We start from the raw sequence: 16,818 nt of genomic DNA on the forward strand, positions 1-16,818 counted from the left end.
AAGTCGTGATCAGCACAATCGCTGGACGAATCCGCCGCCGTCGGTTGCATACAGCGCGAGGATCGCCTCCTCAGGAGGCGCCCCGCGTTCCACCTCTCCGGCTTTTCATCTAGAAGCCGCGGCGGAGGTAATTCACACCCATGGGCACCGCCCTCGAAATCGGCGTCATCATCCTGCTTGTCCTGCTGAACGGCGCCTTCGCCATGAGCGAACTGGCGATCGTCTCGTCCCGGCGGTCGCGGCTGGCTTCGCTGCAGCGCCGCGGCAGCCCCGGTGCGGACGCGGCACTCGCGCTGGCCGACGACCCGCAGCGCTTCCTTCCGACCGTCCAGGTCGGCATCACCCTGGTTGGTATCTTCGCCGGCGCCTTCGGCGGCGCCAGGTTGTCCGGCACGTTGGCCGAGGCGATGAGCGCCGTTCCGCTCATCGCGCCCTATGCCTCCGAGATCGCGTTCACCCTGGTGGTCATCGTCATCACCTACCTCAGCCTGATCCTGGGCGAACTGGTGCCGAAGCAGGTTGCCCTGCGTAATCCGGAACGGGTCGCCGTCATCGTCGCCCGGCCGATGACTGCGTTGTCGCGCTTCTCCTCGCCGGTCGTCTGGGTGCTCAGCCGGTCCTCCGCCGCGGTGTTGCGGTTGCTTGGCCCGCCTCCGCCGGAACAGGCAGTGACGGAAGAGGAGGTGAAGGCCGTGGTCGCCGAAGGCGCCCAGGCCGGCGCCCTCGAGACCGAGGAGCAGCACATGATCGAGCGCGTGCTGCGGCTCGCCGACAAGCCGGTGCGCGCGTTGATGACGCCGCGCAACGACCTCTCCTGGCTCGACACCTCCGACACGACGGAGGAGGTCGTGGCCCAGCTGCGCGCCAGCGACGTGACGCGCTTCGTCGTGGGCGAGGGGCGTGTGGACAATGTGGTCGGCGTGGTGGTGGCCAAGGACCTGCTGGACCAGATCCTGGCAGGCACGCCGATGTCGCTCACCGATGCGCTGCGGCATCCGCTGGTACTGCCCGACACGCTCTCGGCGCTCGATGCGCTGGAGCGGCTCCGCGGCGACACGCTCGGCATGGCGCTGGTGATGGACGAATACGGGTCCTTCGAGGGCGTCGTCACGGCCTCCGACCTGCTCGAGGCGATCGTCGGCGACCTGGGGCCTGTGGAGCCCATGCCGGACGGTGTTGCCGTCCAGCGGCACGACGGCTCCCTGCTCCTGGATGGCTCGATGCCGTCCGACGAGCTGCGCGCCCGGCTGGAACTGCCGGAACTGCCCGGGGCCGGAACCTATCACACGGTCGGCGGGCTGATCCTTGCCCTGCTCAAGCGAGTGCCCAAGGAGGGTGACCGCATCGTCTGGGCCGGCTGGCGGTTCGAGGTGGTCGACATGGACGGCCGGCGCGTGGACAAGATCCTGGCCAGCAAGGAGAAGACGCTGGTCTGACTATTGCGCGACCGATTTCGCGATCGGCGCGATGAATTGCGGCTCGGTGTCCCAGGGGAACAGGATCCAGGTGTCCTGGGACACCTCCGTGACGAACGTGTCCACCACCGGGTTGCCGGCCGGCTTCGCATAGACGGTGGCGAAATGCGCCTTGGGCAGCAGGCTGCGGACGACCCGGGCCGTGGTGCCGGTATCGACCAGATCGTCCACGATCAGCCAACCCTCGCCGTCGCCGGCCGCGGAGGGCGGCTTGGCGACGCGCGGGTCGCCGCGCTTTTCCTCCTCATAGGTGATGATCGAGACGCTCTCGATCAGTCGGCAGTCGAGCTCCCGCGCGATGATCGCCGCCGGGATCAGCCCGCCGCGGGTGATGGCGACGATGCCCCGCCACGGACCCTTTTCCAGCAGGCGCCAGGCGAGCGCCTTGCTGTCGCGGTGCAACTGGTCCCAGGTGACGGTGTAGTAGCGCGGCGCCATCTCAGAACATCCTCCCGCCATTGGGCACCTGGAGGTCCGGCTTCAGCAGCACGACGGCGCCGTTCTCGTCGGGCACGCCGAGCACCAGCACCTCGCTCTCGAAACCCGCGATCCGTCGGGGCGCGAAGTTGACAACCGCCATGACCTGGCGGCCGATCAGCCGGTCCGGGGCATAATGGACCGTGACCTGAGCGGCGGAACGCTTCACGCCGATTGCGCCGCCGAAATCCACCCAGAGCCGGATGGAGGGCTTGCGCGCCTCCGGGAAGGGCTGGGCGTCGACGACGGTGCCGGCGCGGATGTCGAGGCGGTCGAAATCCTCGATGGTGGCGTGCGTGCTCATGGGCGGGCTCTAGACCGGAAACGACCGCCGCGCGAGGGGTCCGTCAGCCGATGGGCGGAGGGGCGTTGCCCCCCGAACCACCCCGCCAGGAGGCTGGGCATCCAGAACCGCAGACCCCTGGCTCAGGGCACGGCAGTCGAGGCAGGACCCGCGCTGCGCGCATTCTGCGCGGCTCCGCATCAGGGTGAATGGGCGCAAACCGCGCTTGGCGTCCCGACCCTCATGAGAACTGCGTCGGAAACCTACAGCAGATGCTGCGCCAGGAACCGGCCGATCTCCTCGAAGGCTTCGGCGGTCTCCGGCACGCCGGGGGTGATGAACTGGGCGTGGCTCTGGCCCTCGAAGACCTGGAGCTCGGCAGCGACGCCGGCGCGGCGCAGCTTGCGGTGGGTGCGCACAGTGTCGCTGAGCAGCAGGTCGCGTGTGCCGGAGGTCAGGATGGCGGGCGGGAAACCTGCGAAGTCCCCGTTGATCGGCGAGAGCAGCGGCTCCGCGGGGTCTCGGCCGGCGGCGTAGAGCCGCGCAGCGCCCGACACCCAGCCGGTGTCCGCGACGAGGACATTGTCGACATAGGCGTTCGCCTGCCGTGTATCCCCGGCACCGAGCAGATCGACCCAGGGGGTGCCGGGCGCTATGGCGGCGGGCAAGGGCAGGCGCTCGCCCCTCGCCCGCAACACCGTGGCCAGCGTAAGACCGCCGCCGGCGGAGCTGCCGAAGATCGCCATCCGGCGGGGGTCATGCTGGGCGCAGAGCGTGCGCCAGACCGCCAGGGTGTCCTCCAGCGCGGCCGGAAAGGGGTGGTCGGGGGGCATGCGGTAATCGACCGAGATGCAGCGGAAGCCACCATGGGCGGCCATCAGCATCGCCTCGCCGGCGCCGGATTCGCCGGGAAACAGGACGTAGCCGCCGCCATGAAGGTGCAGCAGCAGGCGGTCCCGGTTCTCAGGCGGCAGGGTTTCCGGCGTGACGGTGAAGACCGGCACGCCGCCGATTCTGCTGCGCTCGACCTGCACGCGCAGGGCCGCACGCAGCGCCGGCAGGTGCGGCTCGACGGCGGCGGCACTGACCGCCTGCAACGCGCGCCAGCCGGCCGCATCAGCGGGGATGGCGTTCCAGCCGGGCGGGTACGGGCCGGCGATCAGACGCTGCAACGCAGGGCTGACCGTGTCCGGGACGGGCAAGCGGCGGGCCGGGAGCGCGCGGGCGGCTTCAGCCAGCGGAGCGGGTAGTGGCGTGGCGGGGCGGGGTGCCTGCGCGGGTTCGGCGCGGGCGAGTGTCGGGGCAGCCAGGGCGGCGGTGAGGACCAGGCGGCGATGCAGGGCCATGCGGCGGGGGTTTCCGATGGTGAGGCTACGCATTCCAGCATCGCGCGGCCCGCGGGTCGCCCCCCTGTGCGGACTTTCCAACGCCGGCGTCCCGTTGCATGGAAGCGTCACATCCACCCAGGACGGAAACGGACACCGCAATGCGCGACTTCCACCTGCCCGGCCGCAGCGCCGCCTATGGCACCAATGGCATGGCGGCGACCTCCATGCCGCAGGCGACGCTCGCCGCGCTCGACATCCTGCGGGCGGGGGGCAATGCGATGGATGCCGCCATCGCCGCCTGCGCCGTGCAATGTGTGATCGAGCCGGCCTCGACCGGCATCGGCGGCGACAATTTCTGCCTTTACGTCCCGGCGGGGTCTTCCAAGGTCATCGCGATGAACGGGTCGGGCCGTGCCCCGGCCGCGGCGACGCCCGAAGCGTTGCGCGCCGCCGGTATGACCGCGATGGTCAACACTTCCGCCCATTCCGTGACCGTGCCGGGCGCGGTCAGCGCCTGGGAGGCGCTGAACAAGGCGCATGGCAGGCTGGGGCTGGACCGCATAGTCCAGGCGGCGATCGCCTATGCCGAAGAAGGCTTCGCGATCTCCCCGCGCGTGGCGTCGGATTGGGAGGGCTCGGTCGGCAAGCTGATGAAGCATCCGGCCTCGGCGCGGCGCTTCCTGCGCGACGGCGAGGCGCCCGCGCTCGGCACCCGTTTCACCCAGCCGGAGCTGGCGAAGACGCTGCGGGCGATCGCGGCCAAGGGCAAGAAGGCGTTCTATGAGGGCGAGGTGGCGGCCGACATCGTCGCCACGCTGCGCGCCGCCGGCGGCCTGCACACCGAGGAGGATTTCGCACGCGGCGCCGATGTGGCCGAGTTCGTCGAGCCGATCTCGATCAAGTGGCGCGGCATGGAGGTGTTCCAGTGCCCGCCGAACGGCGTCGGGATGCATGTGCTGCAGATCCTCGGCACCCTGGGCAATCTGGAGACGCCGGCGGGCGGGCCGGGCAGCGCGCTGCGCTATCATCGCCATATCGAGGCAGCGCGCTTTGCCTATCGCGACCGCGACGCCTTCCTGGCCGATCCGTCCCAGGTGGATGTGCCGGTCGAGAAGCTGCTGAGCCCGGATTACCTGAAGCGCCTGGCCGCCGCGATCCGCGACGACGTGGCGATGACTGAGGCGGAACTGCCGGGGCCGGGCGAGAGCGACCTGAAGAAGCACAAGGACACCGTGTACCTCTGCGTGGTGGACAAGGACGGCAATGCCTGTTCCTTCATCAACTCGCTGTTCGAGGGCTTCGGGTCAGGCATCCTGGCCGAGAAGGCGGGCGTCATGCTGCAGAACCGCGGCTTCGGCTTCCGGCTGCAGGAAGGCCACGTCAACTGCATCGCGCCGAACAAGCGGCCGCTGCACACCATCATCCCGGGCATGGTGATGAAGGACGGGCAGGCCATCATGCCGTATGGCGTCATGGGCGGGCGCTTCCAGCCTACCGGGCAGTCGCTGTTCCTGACCAACCACTTCGAGTTCGGCATGGATGTGCAGGAGGCGATCGATTTCCCCCGCCTGATGCCGCAGGACGGCAAGGTGCAGATCGAGAACGGCATTCCCGGCTCCGTGGTCGACCAGCTGAATCGGCTCGGCCACGAGTGTGAGCTGATCGACAAGCCGCATGGCGGCGGGCAGGCGATCTTCATCGACCGGGAGAAGGGCTGCCTGGTGGGTGGATCGGACCCGCGGAAGGATGGGTGCGCGCTGGGGTATTGAGCGCGCCGCCGCACCAAACCGCAGCGAAACCGATGACGGACACCGAGCCGCTTGGCCCCGTCATTGATCGCGTTGTCGATGCCTTTCTGCGCCGGCATCGCAGGAAGGCCTATGCGGCCTTCGTTCGCGCCCGACCGCGGACAATGGAAGAGGCTTTCGAGCGCTATGTGCCCTTCTGGGCATTCCTCGATGCTCTGCGCGATCCGGGCGTCGGTACGGGGATACGCCGCGACTATCTGCGTGCCGCAGCGACGCTCCGATTGGATGAGAGGTTGATACCGCCGGCCAGGCCCGATCCGCCGACGTTCGCTCTTCTTCTCTGGCCGATTGTCCTCGTCGGCCTGATCCGCCTTTGGTTGAGGCTGAAGCTCGTTTCGGGGCACGGTGCGATCCCCGCACCGCCGTTCCGCCAGGTCGTTGCTGCAGGGCCATGGCGTAGGAAGAGGTCGGGATCGCAGCTTGCAGCACCGGCAACCGCATCTCCTGATCCCAGGACGAAACACGACGCCGCTCTGCGGATGATCGAGCTTCTCGTGGAACGGCGGCCCGACCTCATGCGGGAGCTGGCGGCGGCGATGCTCGATCCAGCGCGGGGCGCTGATGATGATGACCGGGTTGTCTACGAGGTGCACCCCAAGCTCGTGGCATTTTGGGAAGAAGAGGGCTTTCCCTATGAGAAGCAGCCGCTGTGGCTCTTCCATACCCTGCAGAAGGTCTGCCTCATGATTGCACTCGGCTATGGTTCACCGGAAGCCGAACGCGCGACCAGTATACCAAATCGCCGGAAGCAACCTTGACCAACCTGTTGTCCGATCATCGGGCAATTCCGCTGAGGGAAAGCCTTTGTCGCCTCGGTCAGTTCGCCGCGACCACGCGCCGCCCTTCGACCCGCAGCCGGGTGCTGCTGCGGACCGAGGGGCAGCAGCGGCCGTCCGTCGCCGCGTAGCCCAATCCGTTGACCTCGATCACCGTGTTGTTCACGCGGGCTTCCTCGACCACGAAGGTCGGCGGGTCGGGCTGGACGTACTCGACCACGCGGCCGCCTTCCTCCGAGAAGACCCCGAGCTGGCGCACCCAGTTGTTGCCGCCGCCGCAGCCTTCCACCGTGTAGACGGCGATGACGACATGGCCGGCCGCGCCGGGCAGGGCGCCGCGATAGGCTTCTTCGAGGCGAGCCACCTCGCATCCGGGGTTCTCGCTCGCGATGTGGCTGCGGATGGCCACCAGACTCTGGGCCTGGCCAACCGCGGGCAGGACCAGCGCTGCCAGACCCAGGCCGGCCGCCAATATCCGGGGATGCGGGAATGGTCGCATGGGCTGCCTCCTCGGTGTGATGACTGGCGAACGCATGAACGCCGTATCCGTTGCGAGGCGCTCGATCCTGTGACCGATTGCCGGCGCGGCGACGGCGGAGGATGGTGCGGCGGTCGGCGCGGTTCGCGCCGCGACCAGCACACGTGGAAGGAAGGCGGCGCATGACCGAACCCTGCGATCTGACGGCTTTGGAGGCGCGCCGGTTGATCGGGCGGAAGGCGCTCTCGCCGGTCGAGCTGATGGACTCCTGCCTGAAGCGCATCGGGGCGGTGAATCATGCCGTGAACGCCATGGTCGCGATCGACGAACCCGCCGCGCGCGCCGGGGCGAGGGCGGCCGAGGCGGCGGTGATGCAGGGTGGGCCGCTCGGCCCGCTGCATGGTCTGCCGGTGGGCATCAAGGATCTGGAGGAGACGAAGGGGCTGCGGACCACCTATGGCAGCCCGATCTTCAAGGAGTTCGTGCCGGAGGCGGATTGCCTCATGGTCGCGAACCTGCGCGACGCCGGCGCGGTGGTGATCGGCAAGACCAACACGCCGGAATTCGGCGCCGGGGCGAATACGCGCAACGCCGTCTATGGGGTCACCGGCAACCCGTTCGACACGACGAAGTCGGCCGCGGGGTCGTCCGGCGGGTCAGGCGTGGCGCTGGCCTGCGGCATGGCGCCCATCTGCTCGGGCTCGGACACCGGCGGGTCGCTGCGCAACCCGGCAGCCTTCAACGGCGTCGTCGGCTACCGGCCGTCACCGGGGCTGGTGCCGTCCGAGAAGCGGGCGCATGGCTGGTCCGGCCTGCCGGTGCTCGGACCGATGGCGCGCAACGTGCCGGATGCGGCGCTGATGCTTTCCGCCATGGCGTCGGACGATTCGATGGACCCGCTGGCCTACACCCTGCCGGAAGGGCCTGTGCGCGGCGTGCCGGAAGCCTTCTTCCCGTTGCAGCCCATTGATCTCGCCTCGCTGCGGCTCGCGATCAGCGCCGATTTCGGGCAGGCACCAGTCGAGAAGCTGATCCGCGAAGCCTTCGCCATCCGTGCCAAGGCAATCGCGCCGTTGTTCGGCGCGGCCGAGGAGGCCGACCCGGATTGCCGCGGCGGCGATGAGGCGTTCGAGGTCCTACGCGCGACCGGCTTCCTGACCTCCCACCTCCAGAAGGTGCGGGAGCGGCCGCAGGATGTCGGGCCGAATGTGCGGGCGAATGTCGAGGAAGGGCTGCGCTACACGCTGGAGGACGCGGCCAAGGCGGCTGCCGCGCAGACCCGCATGTACCGCGCCTGGCAGCATTTCTTCTTCCACCACGACGTGCTGATCACCCCGGCGATCACCCTGTCACCGCGGCGGTGGAAGGAACTCTATCCGGCGGAGATCGACGGCAAACCGACGCGGACCTATTTCCATTGGCTTGCCTGCGCCTACTACGTGACGCTGTGCGGGCATCCCGCGATCTCGCTGCCAATGGGCGTGGACAAGCTCGGCATGCCCTTCGGGCTGCAGATCGTCGGCCCGCGCGGGGGCGACGCGCTGGTGCTGCGCGTGGCCGCGGCGATCGAGGACGCCTTTGCGGCCGATCCGGTGCTGCGCCGTCCCGTGCCCGACCTCGCCGCCCTGGCGGCGGCGGAAGCGGTGACGTCGATGCCGGGCGCCGTCGGCTGGGATTGAGCCCGGCCTACCAGCGGCGATAGGGCCCGTCGCGATAAGCATAGCGCGGGCCGCCGCGATGGTAGCGCGGCTGCCGGTAGTAGCCGTCGTTGCGGTAGTACCGGTTGTTATTGTTGTTGTTGCTCGCGGCGATGACGAGGCCCGTCACCGCCGCCGCGCCGATGCCGAGCGCGGCCGTGCTGCCCCAGTCGGTCGTGCCGTCCGGATACTGGCAGGCGCCGAGGGCGAGGGACGCGGAAAGGGCGAGAGCTGGAAGTACACGCATGGCAAGCAACCTCCTATGGTGGGGAGATTGCCCGGGCGTCATGTCCGGCGCGCGGCGCAGTCAGGGCGGGGGTGTGGCGCCTTGGGGCGGCTTCGCCACAATCAGCGCGATTGCGACACGAACCCGCCCGACATGCCGACATAGCCGCCGGTGCCGACGGTGAGCGAGCCGGGCCGCAGCGTGTCGGCCGGTGCGGTGTCGCGGCAGCCAGCCAAAAGGACCGCGGCGACCAGAATTGCGGGCAGGACGCGGATCATCCGCGCTGGCCCGAGAAGGCGTTGAAGGTTTGCAGCGTATAGGTGTCCTTGATGCCGGGGACGGTCTGCACCGTCTCGACCACGAACTGGCCGATGTCGCGGTCGGTCTCGAGATAGAATTTCCCGAGCAGGTCATATTGGCCGGAAATGGAATGCATCTCCGACAATTCCTGGATCGTGTCGGCCATGTCGCGGGCCACACGATAGGCTTGGCCCATGTCGCATTTGATCATCACGAAAATCGCGCGCATCGCCGGTTCCGTCGCTGCGGCGCGGCGTGGATGCCGGCGCCTCGGTTGCCGGTTTGTACAGCAGGCGGGCGCTGGCGTCGTCCTGAACGAACCGCCGGCAACGGGCGAGCCGGTTCGCCTGCCTTCCGGCCGCCCGGCCCGCACGCACTGCGCCAGTCGCCGCGCGGAAGCGCCAACTGTGCAATTCGGGTGGGGTCGCCGAAATGATGGCTCGCTAGACGCTCGCGTGGGTTGTCTTGCAGGGTTGATTGGCGCGTCTTGATTGCGGCTTGGCTCGACTGCGAACCAAGCGACGACCATAGCCGGTGCCATGATGCAGACTCAGGCGCTGCGGCTGTCGGCATTGCTGGAAAGCAAGGCAGAGTCGGCGTTTCACCTGCCAATGACTGCCCCGCGGCACGGGCGATTGCTGCCCGAACCGCCATAATCCGTGCCGGGCGGCGCGTCTTCGGCCGCGGAGCGCATCTGGGGTGCTTGAGATGCGCGCCGGGCGGGGCGGAAGAATGTTCGACCGTCAACGCGACTGACGGGTAATACAGGGCTGCGAGGCGCTTGCCGAACGCTCGCGACAGCGTCATCTATTCCATATTCGCGGGCAGGCTCACGATGAAGACGGTTACACAGGTGGCGGTCCTCGCCGTCCTCGGTGCGGCGGGTGCAGGCTGGCACTACTACGGTGAGCAGGTCGGCCTGCCGCCGCCGATGGAGTTGATCGGGCTTCGGTCGAATACCTCGCAGGCCGCGACGGGCGGCGGTGGCGGCGCTGCCGGCCCCGTTAGCGTGATCGTGCAGCCCGTCCGGGTCGGGCAGGTGGTTGACCGGGTGGAGAGCGTCGGCACGGTCCGCGCCCGTGAGGCCGTCACCATCACCACCAAGGTCGCCGGCATCGTCGAAGCGATCCGCTTCAGCGAAGGGCAGCGCGTGGAGGCGGGCGCAACGCTGGTGCAGCTCGACGCCGCGGCGCTGCGCGCGGAACTCGACCAGGCACGCGCGCTGCTCGACGATGCACGCAGCCAGCTTCAACGCGGGCGCCAGCTCCAGGCCGGTGCCACCATCGCCGCCCAGCGTCTCGAGACATTGGAAGCTCTGGCCCGTCAGGCGGAAGGCCGGGTGCGCCAGGCTGAGGCGCGCCTTGAGGAGTTGCGCGTGACCGCGCCCTTCAGCGGCCGCGTCGGGCTGCGCCAGGTAAGCCCCGGCGCGCTGATCCAGCCGGGCACCGTGATCACCACGCTGGACGACACCGCGAAGGTGCGTGTCGAGTTCTCGGTGCCTGAGGTGCATCTCGCGCGCATCCGCGTCGGCAGCAGTGTGACCGCGCGCAGCAGCGCCTATGAAGGCCGCCGCTTCCAGGGCACCGTGGCGGTGATCGACACCCGCATCGACCCGGCGACGCGGTCAGTGCGGGTGATCAGCGAGTTCGACAACGCGGACGAGGCGCTGCGCCCGGGCCTGTTCCTGACCGTGGAAATGGTGCTCGAGGAACGCGAGCGCGCCCTGCTGGTCGCGGAGGAGGCGATCGATCCGGTCGGCGACCGCGCCTATGTCTATGTCGTGCGGGACGGGCGGGCACGCCGGCAGGAGGTGCGGCTGGGTCTCCGCCTGCCCGGCGAGGTTGAGATCCGCCAGGGCGTGAATGCCGGCGAGCCAGTGGTGGTGCGGGGCGTCCAGCGGTTGCGCAACGATCTGCCGGTTCGGGTGACGGAGTCCGTCAGCCGCCCGACGAGCTGAGGCGGGGAGTCGACGGCGATGGTGCTTTCCGACGTCTCGATCAAGCGACCGGTCTTTGCCATGGTCATCAGCCTGCTGCTGACCGTGCTCGGCCTGTTCGCGCTGATGCGCATGCCGATCCGCGAGTATCCGAAGATCGACCCGCCGATCATCCAGGTCATCACCACCTATACGGGCGCCTCGGCGCCGGTGGTGGATAGCCAGATCACCGAGTTGCTGGAATCGGCCGTCGCGGGCATCGAGGGCATCAAGACCATCACCTCGACCTCGCGCGACGAGCGCAGCGTCATCACGCTTGAGTTCCACCTGTCGCGCGATGTGGATGCGGCGGCGAACGACGTCCGCGACAAGGTGGCGCGCGCGCTCGCGCGCCTGCCGGACCAGGCGGAGACGCCGATCGTACAGAAGGTCGATGGCGACAGCCGACCGATCCTGTGGATCGCGCTGGTTTCCGACCGCCTGACACCGCTCGACCTGACCGACCTCGCGCAACGGCGCATCGTCGACCGCCTCGCCATCGTCGAGGGGGTGGCGCAGGTACTGATCCAGGGCGAGCGTCGCTTCTCCATGCGGGTCTGGCTGGACCGCCAGGCGCTCGCCGCCCGTAACCTGACGGTGCAGGACGTCGAAGACGCCATCCGGCGCGAGAATGTCGAACTGCCCGGCGGCCGTATCGAGAGCAATGCGCGCGAACTGACCGTGCGCACCGATACGCGCATGTCCCGGCCGGAACAGTTCCGCGAGATGGTCGTTCGGCGCGGCGAAGGCGGCGCCCAGGTGCTGCTGGGCGAGGTGGCGCGCATCGAGATCGGCGCGGAGGACACGCGCGGCGGCTACCGGATCAACGGCAGGCCGGCGATCGGGCTCGGCATACTGCGCCAGTCCACGGCGAACACGCTGTCGGTCGCCGATGGCGTGAAGGCGGAAATGGAGCGCATCCGCCCGTCCCTGCCCGAAGGCGTGGACACCATCATCGGCTACGACGAGAGCCTGTTCATCAGCCAATCGATCTACGAGGTCGAGCACGCGCTGATGATCGCCCTCGCTCTCGTCATCGGCGTTATCTTCCTGTTCCTGCGGTCGGTGCGGGCGACGATCATCCCGGCGGTGGCGATCCCCGTCTCGATCATCGCCTCCTTCATCGCCATGGCGGCGCTCGGCTTCTCGGTGAATGTGCTGACGCTGCTGGGGTTGGTGCTGGCGATCGGCCTCGTCGTGGATGATGCCATCGTGGTGCTGGAGAACATCCACCGCCGCATCGAGGGCGGCGAGCCGGTGCTCCTCGCCTCGATCTATGGCGCGAGGGAGATCGCCTTCGCGGTCATCGCGACGACGTTGGTGTTGGTCGCGGTGTTCGTGCCGCTGTCGTTCATGGGCGGCAACACCGGGCGTCTGTTCACTGAATTCGGACTGGCGCTGGCCGCCTCGGTGCTGTTTTCCGGCCTGATCGCGCTGACGCTGACGCCGATGATGTGCTCCAAGCTGCTCAAGCCGCACCAGGGCGAGACCTGGCTGATCCGGGCGACGGAGCCGTTCTTCCTCGGCATGAATGGTGGTCTGCGCTGGACGCTGTCGCGCGCCTTGCGCGCCCCGCTGATCACCCTGGCGGCCTCGGCGCTGCTCTGTCTGTTCGGCGTCGCCCTGTATGGGGCGCTGCCCAAGGAATTCGCACCGACCGAGGATCGCGGTGTCGTCATCATCCCGACCACTGGCCCGGAAGGTGCCTCCTTCGGCTATACGATGGAGCATGTGACGCAGATCGAGCGGCTGCTGCAGCGCTATGTCGACAATGGCGAGGCGGCCGCGGTCTTCTCCACGGTGGGCGGCTTCCAGCGGCCGGCGATCGGCAACGTCGCCAACATCTTCATCCGCCTGTCGCCCTGGGCGGACCGGCAGCGGAGCCAGCAGACCATCGCCGCCGAGGTCTTTCCCGACATCGCCGCCATTCCGGGCGTGCGGGGCTTCGCCTTGAACCCGCCCTCGCTCGGTGCCCGGGGCTTCCAGCCGCCGGTGCAGTTCGTCATCGGCGGGCCGGATTATGAGACGCTGGTCGATTGGCGCGACCGCTTCCTGGCTCGCGCGCGGGAGAATCCCCGGCTGCTGAACCTCGACCACAACTTCAAGGAGACGAAGCCCGAGGTCCGCGTCGAGATCGACCGCCGCAAGGCAGCCGATCTCGGCATTTCCATCGCTGCGGTGGGCCGGACCATCGAGACGATGATGGGCTCGCGCGAGGTCACGACCTATGTCGTCGGCGGGCAGGAATACAAGGTGCTGCTGCAGGCGCCGACCGAGATGCGCATCTCGCCCTATGACCTGCAGAACGTCTTCGTGCGCACCGGGTCGGGCGGGTTGGTGCCGCTGTCGAACGTGGTGCAACTCACCGAGCGCGCCCGCGCCCAGACATTGTCGCGCGAGGACCGGGTGCGCGCCATCACCATCACGGCGTCGCTTGCGCCGGGCTATTCGCTGGGTGATGCGCTGAACTACCTGGATGGCGTGGCGCGGGAGGTGCTGCCGTCCGACGCCCGCATTTCCTATCGTGGCCAGTCGCTGGAGTTCAAGGAATCCTCAGGCGCGCTCTATGTCACCTTCGCCATGGCGCTGCTCGTCGTGTTCCTGGTGCTGGCGGCGCAGTTCGAGAGCTTCGTCCATCCCTTCGTCATCCTGCTTTCCACGCCGCTCGCCATCACCGGCGGGCTGTTGGCGCTGTGGTTGACGGGGCAGTCGCTGAATATCTTCAGCCAGATCGGCATGATCCTGCTGATCGGGCTGATGGCGAAGAACGGCATCCTCGTCGTCGAGTTCGCGAACCAGCTCCGCGACCGCGGGCTCTCCATCCACGATGCCATTCTCGAGGCCTCGGTCGTGCGGCTGCGGCCGATCCTGATGACCTCGATCGCGACTGTGCTCGGCGCGGTGCCGCTGGCCGTGGCGACGGGGGCGGGGGCGGAAAGCCGCTCGGCGCTGGGTGTGGTGATCGTCGGTGGCATCACGCTATCGACCTTCGTCACCCTTTATGCCGTGCCGGCGCTGTATCTGCTGCTTGCGCCCTATACCAAGCCGATCGGGGCGATCGCGGCGAAGCTCGCCGATCTCGAGGCCGAGCAGCGGCGCAGTGGCGGCAAGGGCCATGGGCACGGGCCCCAGCCGGCGGAGTGACGAGGGGGGCGCGACGGTCTAGCCTCCGCGCCCACTGTTGAGTGAATCGTGGGAAGGATGTCCGTATGACTGAGGGTCGGCGCGCGGCTGCGGGGCGCACGGGGGGCAAGCTGCTGGCGGATGCGCTGGTGGCGCAGGGTGTCACGCACGCCTTCTGCGTGCCGGGTGAATCCTATCTCGATCTGCTGGACGGGCTGTATTCGGTGCGCAACCGGCTGCAGCTGGTCACCTGCCGTTTCGAGGCCGGCGCGGTCCACATGGCCGAAGCCTATGGCAAGCTGACCGGTAAGCCGGGGGTTGCGATCGTGACGCGCGGGCCTGGTGCCTGCCACGCCTCGATCGGCGTGCATGTCGCCTTCCAGGATTCGACGCCGCTGGTGCTCCTGGTGGGCCAGATCCCGGTCGAGGAAACCGACCGCGAGACCTTCCAGGAAGTCGACTACCGACAGATGTTCGGCCCGCTCGCGAAGTGGGTCACGCAGATCGACGACGAGAAGCGCATCCCCGAGCTTATGGCGCACGCGTTCGATGTGGCGACCTCCGGTCGGCCGGGGCCTGTGGTCGTCGCGATCAGCGAGGAGATGCAGAAGCGTCTTTCGACCGCGCCGGACATCGGGCCGGCCGAGGTGTTGCCGCCGCACCCCGCGCCCGACGCGATGGACCGCGTGATGAAGATGCTGGGGGCGGCGAAGAAGCCCCTCGCGGTGTTGGGTGGGTCGCGCTGGACGGAGCAGGGCCGGGCGGACATCCGCGACTGGCTGCTCGCGAACGACCTGCCGGTGTCGGTCGCCTTCCGCCGCATGGGGCTGTTCGACGGGACGTCGGCGAACTATGTCGGCGACCTTGGCGTCGGCGCGGATGGTGCACTTGTCGCGAAGGCGAAGGAATCGGACCTGATCCTCGCCATAGGCACCCGCATCGGGGAGCCGGTGAGCCAAGGCTACACGCTGCTCGACATGGCGGGTGCGACGCCCATCGTCCATGTCTATCCCGACCAGGCGGAGATCGGTCGGGTGTATCGGCCGGCGCTCGGGATCGTGTCCGAGGTGAATGCATTCGCCGCCGCAGCGAAGGCTGCCGGCGCGGTGAAGAAGCCGGCCTGGAGCGGCTGGACGAAGGAACTGCGCGCCGCGCGGCTCGCCCAGGCCAAGCCGCAGGACTACGAAGGCCCGCTGAACCTCGCCACCGCCTTGCAGGCGCTGGAGAAGGAGCTGCCGCCCGACACCATCTTCACGACCGACGCCGGCAATTTCGCGACCTGGCCGAACCGCTTCATGCATTTCAGCGAGAAGCAGGACTTCCTCGGCCCGACCAACGGCGCGATGGGCTATTCGGTGCCGGCGGCGATCGGCGCGAAGATCACGCATCCGGACCGGACCGTGATCGCCTTCGTCGGCGACGGCGGGTTCCTGATGACCGGGCAGGAGATCGCGACGGCGTTCCATCACTCGGTGAACCCCATCATCCTGGTGTTCAACAATCAGATGTACGGCACGATCCGCATGTACCAGGAGCGGGTCTATCCGGCGCGCGTCTCCGGCACTGCGCTGACCAACCCCGACTTCGCGAAGTTCATCGAGGCCTTCGGCGGCCATGGCGAGATTGTCGAGACGACGGACGAACTCGTACCCGCGGTGAAGCGCGCCATGGCGTCCGGGAAGCCCGCGATCGTCGAGGTGCGGACGAACCCCGAGCAGGTGACGAACCGCGCGACGATCGCCGACCTGCGGGCGCAGGCGGCGAAGGCGGCCGGTGCGACCGAGGCGGCCCAACCCGCGCAGGCCGCCCGCACGACGCCGGCGCCGCGGCGCACCGGGCCGCGCCTGCGCTGAGGGTTCAGGGTGCTGCGCCGACCTCGCGCAGCACCTCCTCCGCCGTGCGCATGGCCGCGATGGCGGCGGGGAAACCCGCATAGGCGCAGGCGTGGGTGATGACCTCGGCAATTTCGGCCGGCGTGCAGCCATTGTTCAGGGCGCCGACGAGATGGCCGCGCAGTTCGTGATGCTGGCTCATCGCCACCAGCATGCCGATGGTGACCATGCTGCGCTCCCGCCGGGTGATGACGTCCCGCGTCCAGAGCGTGGCGTAGGGGAATTCCTCCGACAGATGGCGCAGCGCCTGGTTCAGCGGCGTGGTGCTGGCGTCGCGCTTTGCCACGTAGGCATCGCCCAGGACCTCCTTCATCGTCTGGCGTCCCGTGGATTGCAGCGCGCCATGCGCGTCTGTGTCGGTCATCGCGGTTCCTCCTGCATGATGATGCGGGAGCATAGGCACGGGCCGTTCCGATGACGAAGACGCTGCTGGTAGTCTTCCATTCCATGACCGGCGGAACCCGGCAGATGGCCGAGGCCGCGGCGCGCGCGGCGGAAGGCGAGGGCGTGGCCGTGCGGCTGTTGGAGGCGTGCGACGCCGGGCCCGCGGATGTGCTCGGCGCCGATGCGTTCATCTTCGCGACGCCGGAGAATCTCGCCGCGATGGCGGGGATGATGAAGGACTTCTTCGATCGGACCTATTACGCCGCGCTCGGACGGATCGAAGGGCGTGCCTACGGGCTGATGGTCTGCGCCGGCAGCGACGGGACCAACGCTGTGCGGCAGGTGGCGCGCATCGCGATAGGGTGGCGACTGCGGGCGGCGGCGGAACCGATCATCGTATGCACACACGCGCAGACGCCGGAGGCGATCCTCGCGGCGAAGGTGATCCCGCCGGATGAGATCGCTCGCTGTGAAGAACTGGGAGCGACCATCGCCGCCGGATTGGCGATCGGGATGTTCTGAGCCCCATCGGATCGCGGCCACGCCGCGATCCGCGAGCGCACAGCGCGACCGCGCCCAGACCGACCGTGGTCGTC

The 16,818-nt window shown here is 68.6% G+C and carries 16 protein-coding genes; 8 read left to right on the plus strand and 8 right to left on the minus strand.

The features are described from left to right. Nucleotides 1-140 precede the first annotated feature (140 nt). Complete coding sequence (locus tag GXW78_RS17945) at nt 141-1,436, plus strand: hemolysin family protein (RefSeq protein ID WP_211870217.1); 1,296 nt, start codon at nt 141-143, stop codon at nt 1,434-1,436. On the opposite strand, the gene gpt is transcribed toward GXW78_RS17945, so the two are convergent. From gpt to GXW78_RS17960, 3 genes are all read right to left on the minus strand, one after another. Further along, complete coding sequence (gpt, locus tag GXW78_RS17950) at nt 1,437-1,913, minus strand: xanthine phosphoribosyltransferase (protein ID WP_211870218.1); 477 nt, start codon at nt 1,911-1,913, stop codon at nt 1,437-1,439. A 1-nt stretch (nt 1,914) separates the two neighbouring features. Next, nucleotides 1,915-2,256, minus strand: a complete 342-nt coding sequence (locus GXW78_RS17955) for a tRNA-binding protein (protein ID WP_211870219.1) — start codon at nt 2,254-2,256, stop codon at nt 1,915-1,917. 242 nt (nt 2,257-2,498) lie between these two features. Further along, complete coding sequence (locus tag GXW78_RS17960) at nt 2,499-3,581, minus strand: alpha/beta hydrolase (protein ID WP_211870220.1); 1,083 nt, start codon at nt 3,579-3,581, stop codon at nt 2,499-2,501. A gap of 140 nt (nt 3,582-3,721) precedes the next feature. Here GXW78_RS17960 and ggt point away from each other — a divergent pair, with 140 nt between their 5' ends. Beyond that, the gene (ggt, locus tag GXW78_RS17965) at nt 3,722-5,332 is read left to right on the plus strand and encodes a gamma-glutamyltransferase (protein ID WP_211870221.1); all 1,611 of its coding nucleotides are present in this window, start codon (nt 3,722-3,724) and stop codon (nt 5,330-5,332) included. A 32-nt stretch (nt 5,333-5,364) separates the two neighbouring features. Further along, the gene (locus GXW78_RS17970) at nt 5,365-6,129 is read left to right on the plus strand and encodes a hypothetical protein (RefSeq protein ID WP_211870222.1); all 765 of its coding nucleotides are present in this window, start codon (nt 5,365-5,367) and stop codon (nt 6,127-6,129) included. A 58-nt stretch (nt 6,130-6,187) separates the two neighbouring features. Here the strand turns inward: GXW78_RS17970 and GXW78_RS17975 are convergent, their stop codons facing one another. Continuing rightward, a complete protein-coding gene (locus tag GXW78_RS17975; RefSeq protein ID WP_211870223.1) occupies nt 6,188-6,646 on the minus strand; it encodes a hypothetical protein in 459 nt (152 codons plus the stop codon). A 161-nt stretch (nt 6,647-6,807) separates the two neighbouring features. On the opposite strand from GXW78_RS17975, the gene GXW78_RS17980 reads away from it, so the two are divergent. Continuing rightward, nucleotides 6,808-8,304 carry an amidase gene (locus tag GXW78_RS17980; RefSeq protein WP_211870224.1) on the plus strand — a complete coding sequence of 499 codons (1,497 nt, stop codon included), beginning with the start codon at nt 6,808-6,810 and terminating at the stop codon, nt 8,302-8,304. Between the two features lie 7 nt (nt 8,305-8,311). Here the strand turns inward: GXW78_RS17980 and GXW78_RS17985 are convergent, their stop codons facing one another. From GXW78_RS17985 to GXW78_RS17995, 3 genes are all read right to left on the minus strand, one after another. Continuing rightward, nucleotides 8,312-8,569, minus strand: coding sequence for a hypothetical protein (locus tag GXW78_RS17985; protein WP_211870225.1), 258 nt, complete (start codon nt 8,567-8,569; stop codon nt 8,312-8,314). 101 nt (nt 8,570-8,670) lie between these two features. After that, nucleotides 8,671-8,826, minus strand: a complete 156-nt coding sequence (locus GXW78_RS17990; protein WP_211870226.1) for a hypothetical protein — start codon at nt 8,824-8,826, stop codon at nt 8,671-8,673. After that, nucleotides 8,823-9,077, minus strand: coding sequence for an Lrp/AsnC ligand binding domain-containing protein (locus GXW78_RS17995; RefSeq protein WP_211870227.1), 255 nt, complete (start codon nt 9,075-9,077; stop codon nt 8,823-8,825). Before GXW78_RS17995 ends, GXW78_RS17990 begins: the two co-directional genes overlap by 4 nt. Before the next feature lie 606 nt (nt 9,078-9,683). Here GXW78_RS17995 and GXW78_RS18000 point away from each other — a divergent pair. The 3 genes from GXW78_RS18000 (at nt 9,684) to GXW78_RS18010 (ending at nt 15,799) form a co-directional block, all read left to right on the plus strand. Continuing rightward, on the plus strand, nt 9,684-10,805 hold the full coding sequence (locus tag GXW78_RS18000; RefSeq protein WP_211870228.1) for an efflux RND transporter periplasmic adaptor subunit: 1,122 nt from the start codon (nt 9,684-9,686) through the stop codon (nt 10,803-10,805). Between the two features lie 18 nt (nt 10,806-10,823). After that, nucleotides 10,824-13,967, plus strand: a complete 3,144-nt coding sequence (locus GXW78_RS18005; RefSeq protein ID WP_211870229.1) for an efflux RND transporter permease subunit — start codon at nt 10,824-10,826, stop codon at nt 13,965-13,967. Nucleotides 13,968-14,032: 65 nt separating this feature from the next. Beyond that, nucleotides 14,033-15,799: a thiamine pyrophosphate-dependent enzyme gene (locus GXW78_RS18010; protein WP_211870230.1), complete on the plus strand. Its 1,767-nt coding sequence runs from the start codon at nt 14,033-14,035 to the stop codon at nt 15,797-15,799. A 4-nt stretch (nt 15,800-15,803) separates the two neighbouring features. On the opposite strand, the gene GXW78_RS18015 is transcribed toward GXW78_RS18010, so the two are convergent. Continuing rightward, entirely contained in the window at nt 15,804-16,202 is a 399-nt protein-coding gene (locus GXW78_RS18015) for a carboxymuconolactone decarboxylase family protein (protein ID WP_211870231.1), read from the minus strand. A 50-nt stretch (nt 16,203-16,252) separates the two neighbouring features. Here GXW78_RS18015 and GXW78_RS18020 point away from each other — a divergent pair, with 50 nt between their 5' ends. Further along, nucleotides 16,253-16,744 carry an NAD(P)H-dependent oxidoreductase gene (locus GXW78_RS18020; RefSeq protein WP_211870232.1) on the plus strand — a complete coding sequence of 164 codons (492 nt, stop codon included), beginning with the start codon at nt 16,253-16,255 and terminating at the stop codon, nt 16,742-16,744. Nucleotides 16,745-16,818 lie beyond the last annotated feature (74 nt).

Origin of the sequence: Neoroseomonas terrae, from assembly GCF_018129025.1 — a bacterium.
Lineage (GTDB): Bacteria > Pseudomonadota > Alphaproteobacteria > Acetobacterales > Acetobacteraceae > Neoroseomonas > Neoroseomonas terrae.